General features: G+C 36.9%; 15 protein-coding genes and 1 pseudogene. 10 read left to right on the top strand and 6 right to left on the bottom strand.

Translation table 11 applies throughout. The features are described 5' to 3' along the window. The first annotated feature begins 382 nt into the window (after positions 1-382). Positions 383-1171 (top strand): AraC family transcriptional regulator, encoded by a 789-nt coding sequence (locus VSAL_RS18180; protein ID WP_044583556.1) that lies wholly within the window; start codon positions 383-385, stop codon positions 1169-1171. A gap of 3 nt (positions 1172-1174) precedes the next feature. Here VSAL_RS18180 and VSAL_RS18185 read toward each other — a convergent pair whose 3' ends face one another. Beyond that, positions 1175-1366, bottom strand: a complete 192-nt coding sequence (locus VSAL_RS18185) for a hypothetical protein (protein WP_044583557.1) — start codon at positions 1364-1366, stop codon at positions 1175-1177. Between the two features lie 68 nt (positions 1367-1434). On the opposite strand from VSAL_RS18185, the gene VSAL_RS18190 reads away from it, so the two are divergent. Next, the gene (locus VSAL_RS18190; protein ID WP_012551748.1) at positions 1435-1794 is read left to right on the top strand and encodes an MmcQ/YjbR family DNA-binding protein; all 360 of its coding nucleotides are present in this window, start codon (positions 1435-1437) and stop codon (positions 1792-1794) included. A 119-nt stretch (positions 1795-1913) separates the two neighbouring features. Beyond that, positions 1914-3098, top strand: coding sequence for a diguanylate cyclase (locus VSAL_RS18195; RefSeq protein ID WP_231850973.1), 1185 nt, complete (start codon positions 1914-1916; stop codon positions 3096-3098). Between the two features lie 217 nt (positions 3099-3315). Here VSAL_RS18195 and VSAL_RS18200 read toward each other — a convergent pair whose 3' ends face one another. Beyond that, a complete protein-coding gene (locus VSAL_RS18200; RefSeq protein WP_012551750.1) occupies positions 3316-3879 on the bottom strand; it encodes an aldolase/citrate lyase/malate synthase family protein in 564 nt (187 codons plus the stop codon). A gap of 137 nt (positions 3880-4016) precedes the next feature. Here VSAL_RS18200 and VSAL_RS18205 point away from each other — a divergent pair, with 137 nt between their 5' ends. Further along, positions 4017-5531: a DUF3612 domain-containing protein gene (locus tag VSAL_RS18205; RefSeq protein ID WP_012551751.1), complete on the top strand. Its 1515-nt coding sequence runs from the start codon at positions 4017-4019 to the stop codon at positions 5529-5531. A 57-nt stretch (positions 5532-5588) separates the two neighbouring features. Here VSAL_RS18205 and VSAL_RS18210 read toward each other — a convergent pair whose 3' ends face one another. From VSAL_RS18210 to VSAL_RS18225, 4 genes are all read right to left on the bottom strand, one after another. Continuing rightward, the gene (locus tag VSAL_RS18210) at positions 5589-7505 is read right to left on the bottom strand and encodes a monovalent cation:proton antiporter-2 (CPA2) family protein (RefSeq protein ID WP_012551752.1); all 1917 of its coding nucleotides are present in this window, start codon (positions 7503-7505) and stop codon (positions 5589-5591) included. Then, positions 7505-8128, bottom strand: a complete 624-nt coding sequence (locus VSAL_RS18215) for an NAD(P)H-dependent oxidoreductase (protein ID WP_012551753.1) — start codon at positions 8126-8128, stop codon at positions 7505-7507. The genes VSAL_RS18210 and VSAL_RS18215 overlap by 1 nt, the downstream gene beginning before the upstream one ends. A 72-nt stretch (positions 8129-8200) precedes the next feature. After that, on the bottom strand, positions 8201-8530 hold the full coding sequence (locus VSAL_RS18220; RefSeq protein ID WP_012551754.1) for a DMT family transporter: 330 nt from the start codon (positions 8528-8530) through the stop codon (positions 8201-8203). A 191-nt stretch (positions 8531-8721) separates the two neighbouring features. Beyond that, on the bottom strand, positions 8722-9129 hold the full coding sequence (locus VSAL_RS18225; RefSeq protein WP_012551755.1) for an RNA-binding S4 domain-containing protein: 408 nt from the start codon (positions 9127-9129) through the stop codon (positions 8722-8724). Positions 9130-9257: 128 nt separating this feature from the next. On the opposite strand from VSAL_RS18225, the gene VSAL_RS18230 reads away from it, so the two are divergent. The 6 genes and pseudogenes from VSAL_RS18230 (at position 9258) to VSAL_RS18255 (ending at position 16345) form a co-directional block, all read left to right on the top strand. Further along, positions 9258-9563 carry a hypothetical protein gene (locus VSAL_RS18230; RefSeq protein WP_231850974.1) on the top strand — a complete coding sequence of 102 codons (306 nt, stop codon included), beginning with the start codon at positions 9258-9260 and terminating at the stop codon, positions 9561-9563. A 651-nt stretch (positions 9564-10214) separates the two neighbouring features. Further along, entirely contained in the window at positions 10215-12128 is a 1914-nt protein-coding gene (locus tag VSAL_RS18235; RefSeq protein ID WP_012551756.1) for an NACHT domain-containing protein, read from the top strand. Between the two features lie 89 nt (positions 12129-12217). Continuing rightward, positions 12218-12742, top strand: a pseudogene (locus VSAL_RS24290) (site-specific DNA-methyltransferase); the annotation flags it as partial. 171 nt (positions 12743-12913) lie between these two features. Then, complete coding sequence (locus VSAL_RS22495; protein WP_012551757.1) at positions 12914-15433, top strand: DUF4150 domain-containing protein; 2520 nt, start codon at positions 12914-12916, stop codon at positions 15431-15433. 55 nt (positions 15434-15488) lie between these two features. After that, positions 15489-15830: a hypothetical protein gene (locus VSAL_RS18250; protein ID WP_148234226.1), complete on the top strand. Its 342-nt coding sequence runs from the start codon at positions 15489-15491 to the stop codon at positions 15828-15830. 155 nt (positions 15831-15985) lie between these two features. Continuing rightward, a complete protein-coding gene (locus VSAL_RS18255) occupies positions 15986-16345 on the top strand; it encodes a hypothetical protein (protein ID WP_049940454.1) in 360 nt (119 codons plus the stop codon). Positions 16346-16431 lie beyond the last annotated feature (86 nt).

The following is a 16431-nucleotide window of genomic DNA, read 5'->3' on the forward strand; positions in this document are numbered from 1 at the left end:
ATATTTTAGAAGGTGCACATCATAAATCCTGCTTATAAATCGTGTTAATATATTTCTTTTATTTTAAGATATATTATTACTAACATTTTCTGATGTGTAAATCGTATTTATTGGTTAAATTTTGTGCGTGGATAGTAATGATATTATAGAATCAATGCAATCGATTTATAATTAATTTCGCGTTTAAAGCGAGATAATAAATGGTTAAAAACAGAACATTATTATAATTTAATAGAATGTGAATAGTAATCTTTATGTGTAAGCGTAATTTTACATTTGTATACTCCCTTATGATTATTTTATTTGTGAATCTAAGATTCACCTATCAGGCTAAAAGAGATATATTGTGATAATAATCGTGAACGAATAGGAAATGATGAAGATGGAAAACTCACGGCATATACAAGCATCGGTCAGTTTTGATGCCTTACCATCGGATATCTTTCTACTGTTTGATGCTTTTCGATCGAATACTGAAACGCGTGCACATTCTCATCTCTGGGGGCAATTACAGATAATTAGTGGTGGTATTTTAGAGTTGAAGTCAGGAGGGCAGCGTTTTTTAGCACCTTCTCATTTTGCCATTTGGGTACCTGCTGGGGTAAATCATCAAAGCTATAACCGAAAGCCGATAGATTATTGCTCGGTAAATATCATTCCTTCTTTGGCTGATCGGATGCCTCGACATACTTGTTTATTAGAAGTCTCTCCACTTGTTGAAGTACTTATTTCAGAGTTGAGACTACGAGATATACAGCAAGCGACAACGGAAGAAGAAGAACGTTTAATTGGTGTATTATTTGATCAATTATTAGTAGCAAAAATTAGCGAACGATTTGTGCCTTCTTCAAAACATAAATTATTAAAACCAATATTGAAAGCATTAGAAGCAAATCCGGCAGATGAGACATCACTTTCTGAATGGGCAAGTAGAAATCATACAACAGAGCGAACGCTATCTCGACATTGTCAAAATGAACTAGGAATGAGTTTTACTGAATGGCGTTTGAGAATGCGTTATTTATATTCGTTAGATTTATTACGTAAGAATATGTCGATCAAAGAAGTGGCATTCAGTCTTGGTTATAATCAAGCAAGCCCGTTTATTACCATGTTCAAAAGGTATGCAGATTGTACTCCTGAACAATATAAACTAAAGCATTCGATATGAGCTCTATCGATTGTCGTTTTTTGCCGCAAATTTAAATGCACAATACCCAATGATAATCATCGATATTGGTATTACCGCTGCTATATATTCAAGCCAATTTTCTTCAGAAAACAAACTGCTTAAAATAAAATGCCCAATAATAGACAAGAAAGCACATAAGAATACAATTGGGATCAGTTTTAATTCTGATGACATAAATAGGCTCCTAGAGTTAAGCCAAGAGTGTATCACCAATAAATGAACCTGTAATTGAGGGAAAACAAGTGACAGAAAACGAATTGAATAATTATTTATTAGCGAAACCTTGCTGCGAGAGTTCTTACCCATTTGGTCCCGATGCATTAGTGTTTAAAGTGTTCAATAAAATGTTTGCTCTTGTTGGTAGCAAAGATAGAAGGGTATGTATTACGCTGAAAGCAGAACCTTGTGATGTTACTTTTTTAAGCGAAGAATTCACTTGTATCCAGCGAGGCTATCACATGAGTAAAAAACATTGGATAACCGTTACTCTTGATGATGAAGTATCGAGAGGAATGCTAGAGAACTGGATTGATAATTCTTACTTTTTAGTCACTTCAAAATTAACGAAAGCTGAGAAAATGAATTTGAACACCAAACTATAGTGTGCTTAAAAAAGACACAGATAAATACCATGCTAAATGCTACTATAGTAAATTATCAATATGGAATGCTTTATGTTTTCGTGGCATTGTAAATGTACTTTCAAATTAGGAAAAAATCAGTGAAATTGCTGTTATTTTTAAATAGAAAGGTAACGTTATTTTCAGCACTAATCAGTAGTGTTCTACTTATCGTGTTTGTTGTTGAAGAACTTCATACAAAGCAGTACATCTATTTAAAGAATCAAGTAAGCAGACAAGCAAAAGAAGAGTTGGCGATTGTACGAGCAAAGCTGGAAGCCGCCATTCATTCGGATATCTTTATTGCGAATAGCTTAGCAACATTAATTACAGTAAACCCAAGAACAACGCTCAATGAATGGAGTCCCATTGCTGAAGAGCTTTATCGAGATTCAAGCTATATCCGTAGTTTAGGCGTTGCTCCTGATGATGTTGTTGAATATGTATTTCCTTTAAAAGGGAATGAAAGAGCGATTGGATTAAATTTCAAACGTGTGCCAGAGAGATGGCCTGGCATTAATATGGCACGAGAAATAGAAAATATATTCATTGCCGGACCCGTTGCCTTAGTGCAGGGTGGAGATGCTTTTATTGTTCGAATGCCTACTTTCTTAGATCCTCCCACTAATCGTATTTATTGGGGTTCGGTCAGTCTTGTTATTGATAACGAAGCTCTTTTTTATGGGACAGGTTTATATAAACTGAAAGAATCTTATCAAGTAGCCGTAAGAGGAAGACACAGCTTAGGCAGTGAAGGTGAGGTTTTTCTTGGGTATTTAGATACGTTTGTTGAGCCAACGGCGATTGAAACGGTGACATTACCTTATGGTAGCTGGCAAATCGCAATAAAAGGACAATCATTAGAAAGTATATTCCCGTGGTACCGAATAAATTTACTTCGTATTATTGGTTATTCATTCTTTGGTCTTGCTTTGCTTTCCTTGATTGTCATTTATCGACTATACGTGACAGCGACAAGACGATCTTTAGAAGACGAACTTACCAAGTTGCCAAACCGCCGTTATTTTATGTTCACTTTAAAAACCCTTTTTTTAAAAGGCCATAAGAAAGGTGAGAAATTTACGTTATTGAATTTGGATTTAGAGAAGTTTAAAGCGATTAATGATACTTATGGCCATTCTGTGGGTGATTTCGTTTTAAAAGAAGTGGCTAGAAGAGTGGCAACAGTGCTACGCAGTAACGATATTGTGGCAAGAGTGGGCGGTGATGAGTATTTAATATTATTGCCTCTAACCTTTAAAAACAAGATATTCATTTCATCATGAGCAAAGTGTTATACAGTATTAACCGGAAGCCATTTTTATATGAAAACTGTACGATTCATGTAGCAACCAGTATTGGCTATGCTCGTTTTAATTCTAAAATGAAATCAATAGATGAGCTTTTACATCAAGCAGATAGAAGCATGTATTACAACAAACATAAGTAGCTTAAATTAAACCGTTAAAAGAGGCCGCTATTTCATATACAGCGGCCTTTTTATTATAAACTGAAGCAACTGGTCAGTTGGTAATCGCCCCCATTTTTAGCCGTATAATCTTTGTCTTCTTGGCGTGCTTTTGGTTGTGATTTGTCGTCTCGCTTTAATAAACTGATCCAATAACGCATCGCCGCTAAACTGAAATCTTGACTAAACGTAGTGCAGGTTTCCATTTCAATATCATCAATTGTCACCAGTTTGTTTTTCCCAGATTCATGATGACCAAAAACAATTTCTACATGACTGCCACTGTTGTCTTTTAATAGAATTCTATCAGGTGATGAGCGGTGGCCGGTAAATGCAACAAATTTCCCTGGGTTAAGTAATCCGCTGCATCCCCCATCTTTAAAAAACACAACAAGGTGATGATAGTCTAATAAGTAATTTGTCACATCTTGGTGTGATCCTTTCGCTAATGGAAACAACGTATCGAGTAATTGTTTTATTTCATGCTGCTTATCTTTATTTGTGTTTGAGTTCATTTCCTCTACGGCAAAGACGGCTTCAGCCATAAACGGAGTTTCTTTTTGTTCATTATTCGTCGTGTTTACTGTTGTGATAGCCATAGTCTTTCCCTCATATATTCCTTTAAAAGTTTAAGTAAGTCACACTGGTCAGAGTTGTTTGCTTACTTGTATTGAAGCTTAGCTTACTTTTGATTACAATTTCACAACAAAAAACTTTACATTGTGAATTTTACAAGATGCGCCAGTCAAAAAGCTTAATTCGACAAAGTCATTTTCTTGGAACTAAAATTCGTAATCTGAGAAAACGCAATCATTTAACGATGGAAGATCTTTCAACTCGTTGTGTAAGAGTTGATCCTGAGAACTCCCCATCAGTGTCTTATCTTTCAATGATAGAGAGAGGAAAGCGTGTTCCCAGTGCAGATATGCTGGAAGTTATTGCTACTGTTTTTCAAAAAGAGTCTTCATGGTTTTTAGACAATGAGCCAGAAGCTCAAGCCATTACGCCAGATAAGGGAAGGAAAGGGGGAATCAGTGGCATGGTGTTAGAACCAAGTTTTTTATTCTCTAATGATATTCTTCAAATCGCGATCCCTGAAATGCTAAATCAAACCGGTGTCACTGGGCGACAGTTTGCTCATCTTCTGATCCGAGCTCATCAAGAGAACAATCAAAATCACTTTCCTGATTTAGAACGAGCAGCCGAAGAGGTTGGACTAAAACAGCTACCTTTGAGTGTTGAACAAATGATGGCGATGGCGGTTTTTCATGGTTTAACGCTTAAATGGGTTCAAGAAACACCGACGTCTGTTGTTGACGAATTTGGTGTGAATGGAAAAGAGTTACTCACTTCATTTTTTGAACCACCTTGCACCGTTTACTTAAATGAGATATTGAAGCAGTATCCAACACGATTGAAATATGATCTTGCTGTTTATATTGGGCACTGTGTATTACACAATAAAGAAGGGTTAAAGAGTTCGCTGTCGGTAGGAAGCCATCGTGTGTTTGATAATGAGGTCCACCATACTGACAGTGCATTGAATGCGCAGGATATTTTGCATGCGTGGCGTGATTTTGAATCCAGTTTTTTTGCAGGGGCATTATTGTGCCCAAGAGTGCCATTTAGACAATTGTTAGATAGACACGGCTATGAGATTGAGGCGCATCAAATTGCCGGAGTTTCTCCATCCGTCGCGATGCGAAGAATGACAGTAGTTTCTCCTTATCCTCATTGGCATTACTTTGATGCGTATGCCCCCGGTAAATTAAAAGCCGTGTACCGAGGCAACGGAATTCCATTGCCTTGGGGAAACATGACTCAAGTGAATGATCCTTGTCATCATTGGGCGGTGTTCCGTCGATTATCAGAATCGAAAGCGGGAAGTTCTGCTCAAATATCAATCTTGAATGTGGATAATGAACCGAGAATTTATTGTTGTGAATCAGTTAATATGACCGATCCTGCTGGCAATGATCGTGTGTTATGTGCGGGTATTGATTTGAACCCTGCGATTGAAGCTCAAGGTAAAGATGCGGTTTCGTTAGCTCGGGATTTGCAAAAGTTATGCGTTAAAAATGGCGGTGAAAGTCCTATATCTAAAAATATTAAAAGAGAATTGATTAGCGTGGCTAAAATATTGAATATTAATTGGATAGAAAGAGGACTTGAAACTGACGCTCGCGTTATTTGTTCTCGTGGCGCAGTGTGCCCAAGAAAACCAAGTTGTTACTCAGAGTGTAAAGAATAAAAAATGCCCTAATCTAGATTTAAGCTAGGTAGGGCATTCACTTTTTAGCGACAGACGTTAGTCTTCTATTTTATCGGCATAGCCTTTTGGTGGCGGTGTCCATGCGCGTTCTGATTGATTGTGTTTATCAGAGCGGTCTTTACTCATCGCTTGTTTGATTGTGCCTTCTAATTCAATGAAGAGTTTACGGTAGTTATTATCGTAACGATCGCCTTCTGAATCATCGACCCAGGCTTGATATAAGGTGTCAGAACTTTGATTCTCAACATTCTTATAGGCAATCTTTTGCTGTTCAACATGGAAAGGATGTTGGCCAAGAGAACGCATTGCCTCTGCGCCCATTTCTAACGCTGAACGCATGGTTTCTGATTCAATAAAATCAGCACCAGCGCAACGTAGCATGTAGGAATGGCCTCTATCAAATGCTCGAGCTAAGATTTTTACGTTGGGGTACATGTGTTTTACGTACTTAACGATTTCTACGCTACTTTCTTGATTATCGATGGCAACAACAAGCATTGCGGCGTGTTCTATTCCTGCGGTATGAAGTAATTCAGGACGAGTAGCATCACCATAGTAGCTTTTTGTGTTTACTTCACGTAGGGCATCTACTTGGCTTGCTTGATGATCAAGTACGACGGTTTTAACATGGTTTGAGACCAAGAAACGGTTAATAACCTGACCAAAGCGACCGCCACCGGCAATAATCACAGTGCCTTTTTCTTCAATGAGGTCGGCTTCGCGATCATTTGATTTTTGCTCATAGCGAGGCAAGATCACTTTATCAAATAAAATGAATAAACCAGGCGTTAAAAACATAGACAGTGCAACAACTAAAGATAATGGTTGAGCAACTTCTGGTGGTAATACGTTATTTTGTACTGTAAAGCTTAACAGTACAAAGCCAAATTCACCGGCTTGGGCGAGACTTAACGCAAATAACCAACGGTCACTGTTTTTGATTTTAAAGATGACCGCTAAGGCAAACAACACAAGTGCTTTTAATGCCATAACGCCAATCGTAAGACCAATAATGGTAAAAAAATCATCAAACAAAATGCCAAAATCAATTCCTGCGCCAACAGTAATAAAGAAGAGGCCTAATAGAAGCCCTTTGAAGGGATCTATGTTTGATTCTAATTCGTGCCTGAACTCTGAGTTGGCTAAGACGACACCGGCTAAGAATGTACCAAGCGCAGGAGATAGCCCCACTAAACTCATTAATGCGGCAATACCGATGACTAACATTAGTGCGGTTGCAGTAAATATTTCGCGTAACCCAGAACTCGCCACAAAGCGAAAAAGAGGACGACTTAAGTAATGTCCACCAACCACAACGATGGCAATAGAAGCCGTAATTACGATACCGTAAGCCCAGCCAGGTAGCCCTACGACTAAGCTGATTTCTTCATGGTGCTCTGCGGCATTTGCCGCGGCAAGCTGTGCTTTCTCAACCAATTCTGGTAAGGCTAAGAGTGGGATGAAAGCCAGCATTGGAATGACGGCAATATCTTGGAAAAGCAGAACAGAGAATGCATTTTTGCCGCCTTCTGTTTTTGCTAAGCCTTTTTCATTAAAGGTTTGCAGAACGATAGCGGTAGATGAAAGAGCAAAAATAAGACCAATAGTGAGGGCGATAGTCCAAGATTGACCAAAGAACATCGCAATAGCCATCACAATGGCGGTGGTTCCTCCAACTTGAAGCCCCCCTAATCCCATTAAACGGTTGCGCATTGCCCAGAGCATTTTCGGCTCTAGTTCAAGACCCACCAAAAATAGCATCATGACCACACCAAATTCAGCAAAGTGTTGGATGGTTGTGGTTTCTTCACCTACAAGACCGATGATCGGGCCAATAACGACACCCGCGATTAAGTAACCGAGAACGGAACCAAGTCCTAAACGCTTTGCTATTGGAACGGCAATCACGGCGGCAACAAGATAAATGAAGGCTTGTAGAAAATATCCGGTCATTATGATTCATCCTTAATAAAACGATCAAAATAGTGATTTAATTTTGGTACTGAATTGGCTTCTTTGATGTCTACTCTATCATCCACTAATGCGGTTAGAAGCGTTTTCCAGCGTTCAGTGTGTATCTTGATTTGATCATCTTCGAATGCGGTTCGGGCACCAAATAAAATAAAAGGGGCGATGTATCGCATACTACAAAGTGACGCCATTTGCTCTAACGGAGACATTAATGTTCTGATTGAGAAATGGTTGTATCCTTCATTTTTATAGGCATCTTCTTTTGCACCGGCAGTCATGGCACAGAAAAAGACTTTATTTTTCAAAGAAAGCCCTTCAGTGCCATAGGCAAAGCCGTACTCTAAAACCATATCTTGCCATTCTTTTAAAATGGCAGGGGTGGAATACCAGTAAAGTGGGAATTGGAAAATAATAACGTCATGTTCGAGCAGCCGTTTTTGTTCTTTATCAATATCAATATTGAATTTTGGGTAGTCATGATAGAGATCGACCACGGTGACGTTCTCTATTTTTTTTGCGGTGTTAAGCAGTGGTACATTGACTTCTGAACGGTGTTGAGAAGGGTGTGCAAATAAGATCAGCACTTTTTTAGGTTGTTTGGTCATAAACCTCTGCCTTTTTATAGAGTTAATGTCGGTGAGCTGTGCTCATATTGCTATCATAACAATAAAATTCCCTTAATGGGTATGGGGAACTGATGAAAGATTTATGATCGCAATTCCGATACTAATAAAGCCAATTCCTATCCATATTTTACTGTCTAAATGTTGATGATAAAACACATTAGAAATAAGGGTTACAGCAACAATTGCAAGACCTGCCCACGATGCATGAGCAACACCAACAGGTAGGGTTTTCATTGCTTGGCTTAAAAAATAGAAAGCGCCAAGGTGACCGGTAATTACAATGACATTAGGGATAAGGTGTGATAACCCATCAGTTGCTTTAAGTGCGACATGTGAAACAGCCTCAGAGGCTACTGCGAGAAGAAGAAAAAGCCATCCCATTTTAAAATTCCTAAGTAATCAATTCTTTATAATGATCGCAGTATATCTATTTCATTTTTAATGATAATAGCTTAAATAAAAAATTACTTTTACAAATAGGTAATAATATTAATGAGAAGAAGTGAGTAAAGAAAAGCCCCCAAGTATAAACTTGAGGGCTTTGATTGTTTGGTTGACATAAATGTCGAAATTTAGAAGAAGTTTATCGATTTACGACCACTGTTTGGGTCAATCGTTGTTGGGATCTCTGGCTTCTGTTTTTTCTTTTTTTCTTTTTTAGGTTTTGGCTCAGAAGGCGCTGGTTGGATAACCATTGGTTCTGGTTTTTCTATGATTTCTGGAAGCTCGCCAACTGGCGTATCACAGATCACAACGTAATATTCTTCATTGAATTCAATTACATCACCATCGTACATTTTACGACGTTTACGTTGTTCTAATTCGCCATTAACACCCACATAGCCTTCACCAATCATGTGTTTAGCTTCACCGCCGCCATTTACAACATTGGCAATTTTTAATACTTTGTATAGTTCAATTGGTTGCATGTTAACTTCAACACCAATCGCTTCTACTTCAAATTCTTCTTGATCTGACATGAGGATCTCTTTAATTACGAATTGGCGCTATTGTAACTGAGAGAAGAGAATCGTCCTAGAACTTCGTAAACCGTGTAGCGGTGATCTACGCGGTTTGAATTTGGTGCTTATGGGAGAGCATTAAATCAATGATAAACATGTTACCCGATGCATTAATCCCTGATGGATGGAAAAGCTCTGCAGAAGCAGCAGGCAAAGAGGTGGATAAACTCAGCACCAAAATAAACAAACTAAAAGATAAGAACGCCAAACTTGGTATCACAACCAGTGAAAGCAAAAACCAAGTCATAGTCACTTCCTACCACGAGCAGAAAAAACAAGGCTTCTCAAACAGCATCATCCCGATGTCAAAAGCAACACCACTAACCAACCAAACGATGAAAAGCAAAGCTCAAGTGCGCTTACCATTAAATCAGATAAGCCAGTATCAATAGATAAAGCAAGCAGTGAGAAGGGCACGGATTTAAGCTTGAATCTGGACAATATGAGTATGAGTTATTAGGAAGGAAAAATTAAAGTGCCGAGGAGTGATTAAGCCCCTCGGCGTGGAACGCAAGCGAAGGTTCCAAAGAGATTTGCTTGATGTCTAAAGACAATCACCTGTATGAAGTAACTATAAAGGTTAAAAACTTCATTTGTGGAATATTAATACGGGTTTGGGAGGATAATTGAGATCGACTTCTAGGTTGAATGTAATTAATTGCCTTAATTTTAGTGATTTAAGTATGAAGAAACGATAAATACTTAATTCTTATCAAGAACCGTGATAAAGACATTTTGTAACTCATTTTTGCTCCTCTATTGATTAGAGTACGAACTCATATATATCTTGTTAATGTGAGTTTCCTCTACCTAAAGTCATCCATTCTTATGATGCTGTTCTCGTTAATTCTCGTTATGTATCACGGAGGTAAATTCGACATAGTTACAACGCATGAGTAAGTCCCAGCATTGTATATTTTATGCCTACAAGTCTTTTGTTAGCTCTTAACCAGTGTTTTAGGGGGAATTAGACAGTAATCTCTTTGAAATAAACAAATTAACTTATAATATCTCCCCTAACTAAAACTAAAAGAGAAGAAAAAATGGCCGGGTTAGAATCTGTAGTTATTGGGGCTTTGACTAAAGCTCTGATTCCAATTGGCTTATTAAAAGCAGAAGAAGTCAATGATAGTTTTAATCATTTTTGTAGAAATAAGTTTATACCTTATATCGCACGAGGCTATGCAAAGCTTGATAAGTCTACATCTCAGTTGTTCAGAAACAAAAACTATGTTGTAAGCAAGCTTTATGAGCCACTGACCTTATCGAGTCACTCCTCAGAACAATCACCAGTTGTAGATAAATACCCCTCAGCCTTGTTTAATGCGCATAGTAGAATCATCATTAATGATGATGCAGGTATGGGGAAATCAACCGTACTTAAAATGCTTTACAGATATGCCGTTGAGTCTTCGGAGATCATTCCTTTTTATATAGATATAAAATCATTAATTAAAAAAGGGAAAGTTCAAACAATACAAGAGTACATAACAAATACGAATCCTGACTTTTCAGATGATATCTCTATTAAATTTCTTAATAATGAGTTTGTAAACAAGGCATATTTGTTTTTATTAGATGGCGCCGATGAAGTTTCTGATGAAATGAAATCAGAGGTTTTTGATGAAATTAAAATGTTCACAGAAAATGCGAAATATTGTAAATTTGTAGTAGCTACTCGCAATGAAGATAAAATTCTTAGTGCCTTTAACGATTTTATTTCATTTGAAATTGAACCATTGGAGATTGAACAAGCATACTCTTTATTGAGAAAGTATCAGTTTGGTAACTCACAAGCAGACTTGTTAATTGAAGAAATAGAAAAGAAAGAAAATGAAGCAGTTAAAGAGTTTCTTTCTAACCCACTCCTTACAAGTTTGTTGTACATCGCTTATGAACATTCAAAAACAATCCCTTTAAAAAAGAGTTCTTTCTTTAGTCAGATTTATAGATCTTTATATGAGAATCATGACGCGACTAAAATCGGATATCTAACTAGACCAAAATTGTCAGGCTTAGATATTGACGATTTTGCAACTATTCTTTCGTTTCTAGCGTTCTTAGGAAGAAAAGCTGAAAAGTTAGAGTATGAAGAAGATGAACTTATAGCAGATTTAAAACTAATCAAAGAAACGCACCCTACAATCGATTTTGATATTCGTGGCTTTCTGATCGATATAATTACCCGAGTACCTTTATTCCGACGCGAAGGGTTAACTTATAGATGGCAACACAAGTCTATTCAAGAGTTTTTCTTTTTGAGCTATATTTTAAATATTGATGATAAAGATGAAAAGTGTAATACCGTACGTGCTCTATCAACAAGTAAAAATTCCCAAAAATATAAACTAGTTCTCGATATTCTTTATGACAAGAATCAAGTTCTCTTTCATGATGTTTTAACTCGTAGTTTGCTTAAAGTAATAGTTAATAATTGTGAACCAATAGGTACTATCTCACAGTCTGGCACGATTAGTGTTTTCTATAAATACTTCGATGGGTTTGCAAACATACTTGTTTCGGAAGAGGTCGTAGAAAAGGCGACTAATCCCGGGATAGCCCTAGATTTTTTTATAAGTGTAGATTTTGAAGCTTTAGTTAAGGGCCTTGAAAAAAAACATAATATCACTGGTTTTATATCAAGTAGAAGTAGCTATGCTCATCAAAAAAAACCTCGATATACAGTTATGTTACAAAGGCCAGAAGCAGTTGTTCTGGAAATATTGCATAACAAAAAGCATTCTTTCATTGAACTTATTAGTGTAGAAGAAAATCATTTTGTAAATGATTTAAATATGAGTCATAAAGAAATCCCTCTTTCCAATGGTGGTACATCAAACGTTGGGCTGGGTTTTGATTTTTACGTTCCAAATTATGTTGGTATACAGAACTTTTTAGAAGATTTTGATAATAAAGTTAAGAGATTAAACAATGGTTTCTCACTTGAAGGTTTCTAGATTGCTAGCTTGTGTAATTAATTAGTTTATAAATAAGCAGGACATTAAGCGCGGCTTATTTCCCCCTTGATATGGCCCCAAAGGACACTCTTAATGTATCAGCCAAAGAAATTAATGAAGCCGCAGGAACGCAAATGTGTTCGCATTGGTTTTCGTATAGTCAGTGGAAGCTGCCTACAGAAAAACAATACCAACAGCTCCAGGACTTATTTTCTTACAAAAGCGGTGAGCTATCTTGTAGCCATGCAGAGTTATCTAATGAATACAGTTTGTTGAATAATGAGTATAGGGAATTATTAAAATAATATAGCGAACTCAAAAAAGAGTACGAAGAACTACGACGACCATTTCATGTGACTGATGAAGTACCTTATACCGATGTTTGGACATTTTCACCCGTTCAATATTATCAAGGTAAGCACCCTTGTGAAAAACCTGCCGATTTACTTGAGCATATCATCTCAACAAGCAGCAGAGAAAATGCGGTAGTTTTGGATGCGTTTATGGGTTCAGGCTCAACAGGACAATCTTGCTTAAAGCTGAATAGAAAATTCATTGGTATTGAGATGGAAGAGGAGACTTACGTGGCAACGGTCGATAAGTTGTCGTATTAGATACATATATTGATAAATCATATTAATTTATCAATTGTTAATGTGATCTTTAATCCATAAATATATTTTTGGGTGATTTATCTGTTTAATTAGTTATTTTGACTGTGAATCGACCATTGAAACTCAAGCTATTATAGATCTAATTTAATTATAGATAATAATGGTGATATTTTGGCTGCGACAGTAGGAGCAAATGGGTTAAGTGTTGTTCATCAAGGCTCAGGTGGAGAAGCAAGTGCAGATTCACCTGATGTTTGTGCTACGACTGTTGGTAATTCAACGGTAAACATTGCTTATGGAAACTCAGCTAAATCGTCTGATTTAGCTGATGGCTCTACAACGGTAACTATGGATAGTGGTAATTCCGTCGCACTTAAAGGATCTACATTTTCGAAAAGCTCTGGAGATGAAGGTGGTGATAAAAAAGGGGTATCTTCTGGCACAATTCAAGGAGAGGCTGCATTTACCTCAGCATCCCCAACAGTAAAGATCGAAGGACAAGGCGTTGCAAGACAATCCGATGCAATGACGATGAACTCTGGTAATACTACGTGCAGCGGTGTTCAAAATCCTGCATTTCAAGTCAGCACACCAGAACCAGAAATGTACTCTGTCACTGTACATTGTGAAAATTTGTCTAATGCCCCGTTTAAGGTAAAAGATGGCGATGATAATGTTGTGGCCACTGGTGAGTTGGATGGAACCGGTAAATGTACGCTTCCCCCATTGCCAGAAGATATGCGTCTAGAAGTTGAATATGAAGAAAGCTCGAAACCTTATCGCTGGGCTCCTGGTCCAGTTGATTTTAATCTACGGAACGGAAAACTGCTTGATGATGCTTTCTTCTCTCTAGCCGCGGGATCTCAATATCCTTTTTGGCAAAGAAAACCTAATAGCCGTGCTGAGCAATATCAGTGGGGTATTTTAAGTTGCCAGACATACCCAAACGATACGCTTCAATCTATGATTGAATTAGACGCGAAATATCTCTCACCTCAACATTTTACCTATTGGGATGCAGAAGAGTTTGCCATTGCGTTATTAAAAGTAATGGATAAAGATCCAATGGAGCAAAAAGATGTTCGATACCTTGTGTCACAACTTCTTTGTATTACTTCACCAAACATCTCTACATCATTGTATGCCGATGCTATTTACTCCTTTATTTGGTTAGATGAATCTACCTCTTATACTGAGTTGTGGGCAAATATGCGTTATTTTGGTAATGGAGACCCAAAAAATGGGTGGGAGAGTATTGATTGGAGTAGTGCGGCACAACATATAAACAAAGTGGCGGATGCTTTTTTTGAGCGTTTTTTATCGCGATTAGAGTGTGTAAAAAATAACGCATCATTAACGGGGTATACAGAAGTTGAAAAAGTGACACTTGTTCATATTGATACTGTAAAGCGTGTAAGGAAACAGCTTGTAGACCAAATTAAAGTTTTATTAGATGACACGAAAACTAAAATACAAGCGATTATCGACAAAGGTGGAGAAAAGCCCCCAGTGGTATTGAGACCAAATCAGATAGTGGCGAGTACGTATGACTTACACGATAAGTTATATATTAAAACGCCAAAGCTTGATAAACCTAAGATCGAAAAAGATGACGCAGTAGATATTGATGACACGTATTTAGTTTTTTCTGATGTGGAAATAACTATTGAAAATTTTGTTAAAGAAACATATTTATCAACTGACCCTGAAATCATAGATCATTTTATTAAAACTAATCCGCATTTAAAGCGCAGTTTCCATCAAATTATCGAAGGCATGCCGTTGGTAGTTTCTCCTTGGAAAAAAACGCATGATGATGAAGCGTATGCTATTGCTCAAGCAGATGAGCTGATGACCGAGTTTCTAAAATTATCGAGTGAAGAGAAAAAATGGTTCGCGCAACATCACGAAACTACAGCTAACGCATTATTAATTGTAGCAACATCCAATTTAGATGTTAATGAGGGTAGTAGTGATAGTTCAGATCTTAGTAATATTAACTTAAGCCACCTTTTAGCTGGGAGTGGCGCTGTTATTGCGGGGGCTCAAGTTCAAGGCAATAAAATTAGTCAGAGAATGACATCGTTTGCAGAATACTCTAAATTTGTTGCTACAAAAACGGAAGGATTGTCAGGGCAAGCTTTATACTCAAATGAAGATTATAAAAAATGGCGAAGTACAGCTAGAACCTTTAAATCTGAGATGAAAAATATTATTTCAGAGGTCGGTAAGCCTGGCTATTTTAAATCTATCCAAGTAAACAATATCAACCGTTATTTTAATGTAGATAAGCGTCAGTTATATAAAGCGAAAGACTTCTCTAAGACTATTTCTGGTATTAATATGACTGCTTTATATAAAGAATCGATGTCTTTTAGTAAAGGCTTAAAAACTGGGGGCTGGTTAGTTACAGGTTTAGGACTTTATGGTAATGCCCAAAGTATTTATCAAACCTGTGATATGAATGGTGTTATTAGTGAAGCGTGCGGAAGATCTAGCACAAAAAATATAAGCTCTGGAGCTGTAAATGTTTTAGGAGGAGCAGCCATTGGTTATGGATTGGCACTTGCTCCTGTAACTGGAGGACTATCTATTGTGTTAACTGGAGTTGGGGCGTTTGTTTGGGGTGTTTACGGTGGCGATATCTCAAATAGCGTCGGAGATTGGGTTGAGGGTAAAATATTTGATTGATATAATTTACAAAATAGTTGCATTATCGTTATTGGTCTGTCCATTGATATTTATCATGACGAATATTTATTTAACCATTAAGTTAAGGTCAAAAAAATATGAGTTGATAAATAATATTGCGAACCATGCACCTGAGAAATTTAGAGAAAAAGCTTTTTTAGTGATGGATAATCTCATGCCTTGGGTTGCGGGAAGTGCTATCGGGTATGTTTGGTTCTCTTACCCTATTTTACGTTTTGTTTGGGGGATTCAGAAAAGTGAAGTTTCTCAATGGAAAATAGGTATAAAAAAAGAGATGGGTTCAATTTATTTTATTTATTGGATTTCTATCATGTGTGCCAATGTTGGAATATTTTCTATTTTAGTCGTTATAGTCGATGAGTTTTTAATTTCATAGGCATAATTAGGTTACTTTAATTATGAAAGTTTCGTCGTAGTTAAGGCAAAATAAACAGACGGCATAGCCGTCTTTTTTGTATGTAACTTTTAAAGTTTAGTTCTTTTATTTAAATTACGAATATATTTTGTAGTTTATTGAAGAAGGTTGGATTTATGAGTGATTTTTTTATATCTATATTGACGTTATTAAGAACAATATCAGGTGTTTATATTGTTGTCTGGATTTTTCCTTATATGTTTTTTGGTCTTAGAGCTTCTTATGGGAGCTCAAAACATATTTTGTTTATGGATAATCAGTTAGCAAAAAATTCGAAGAAAGATCATGGTATGACTTCTATGGAAATTGGATACCGTCATCATTTATATAGCATAATGTATCCATTTTTATTGTATAGAGTCACAACCAAATCGACGAAGTTTAAAGTGATTATGGCGTTAAATGCCGCTTGGTTTTATAGTATTTTTACTTTTTTCTCTTTAGTTATGATTTCTAAGTTACTTGGTATTAATTAAGCATAAAGTGTTAATTAATAGCCCCTAAAGAAAAGGGGCTATAATTGAGTGTATTTCTTCCGTGTGGACATTTTCGGGTCGATGTT

Source organism: Aliivibrio salmonicida LFI1238 (genome assembly GCF_000196495.1).
GTDB lineage: Bacteria > Pseudomonadota > Gammaproteobacteria > Enterobacterales > Vibrionaceae > Aliivibrio > Aliivibrio salmonicida.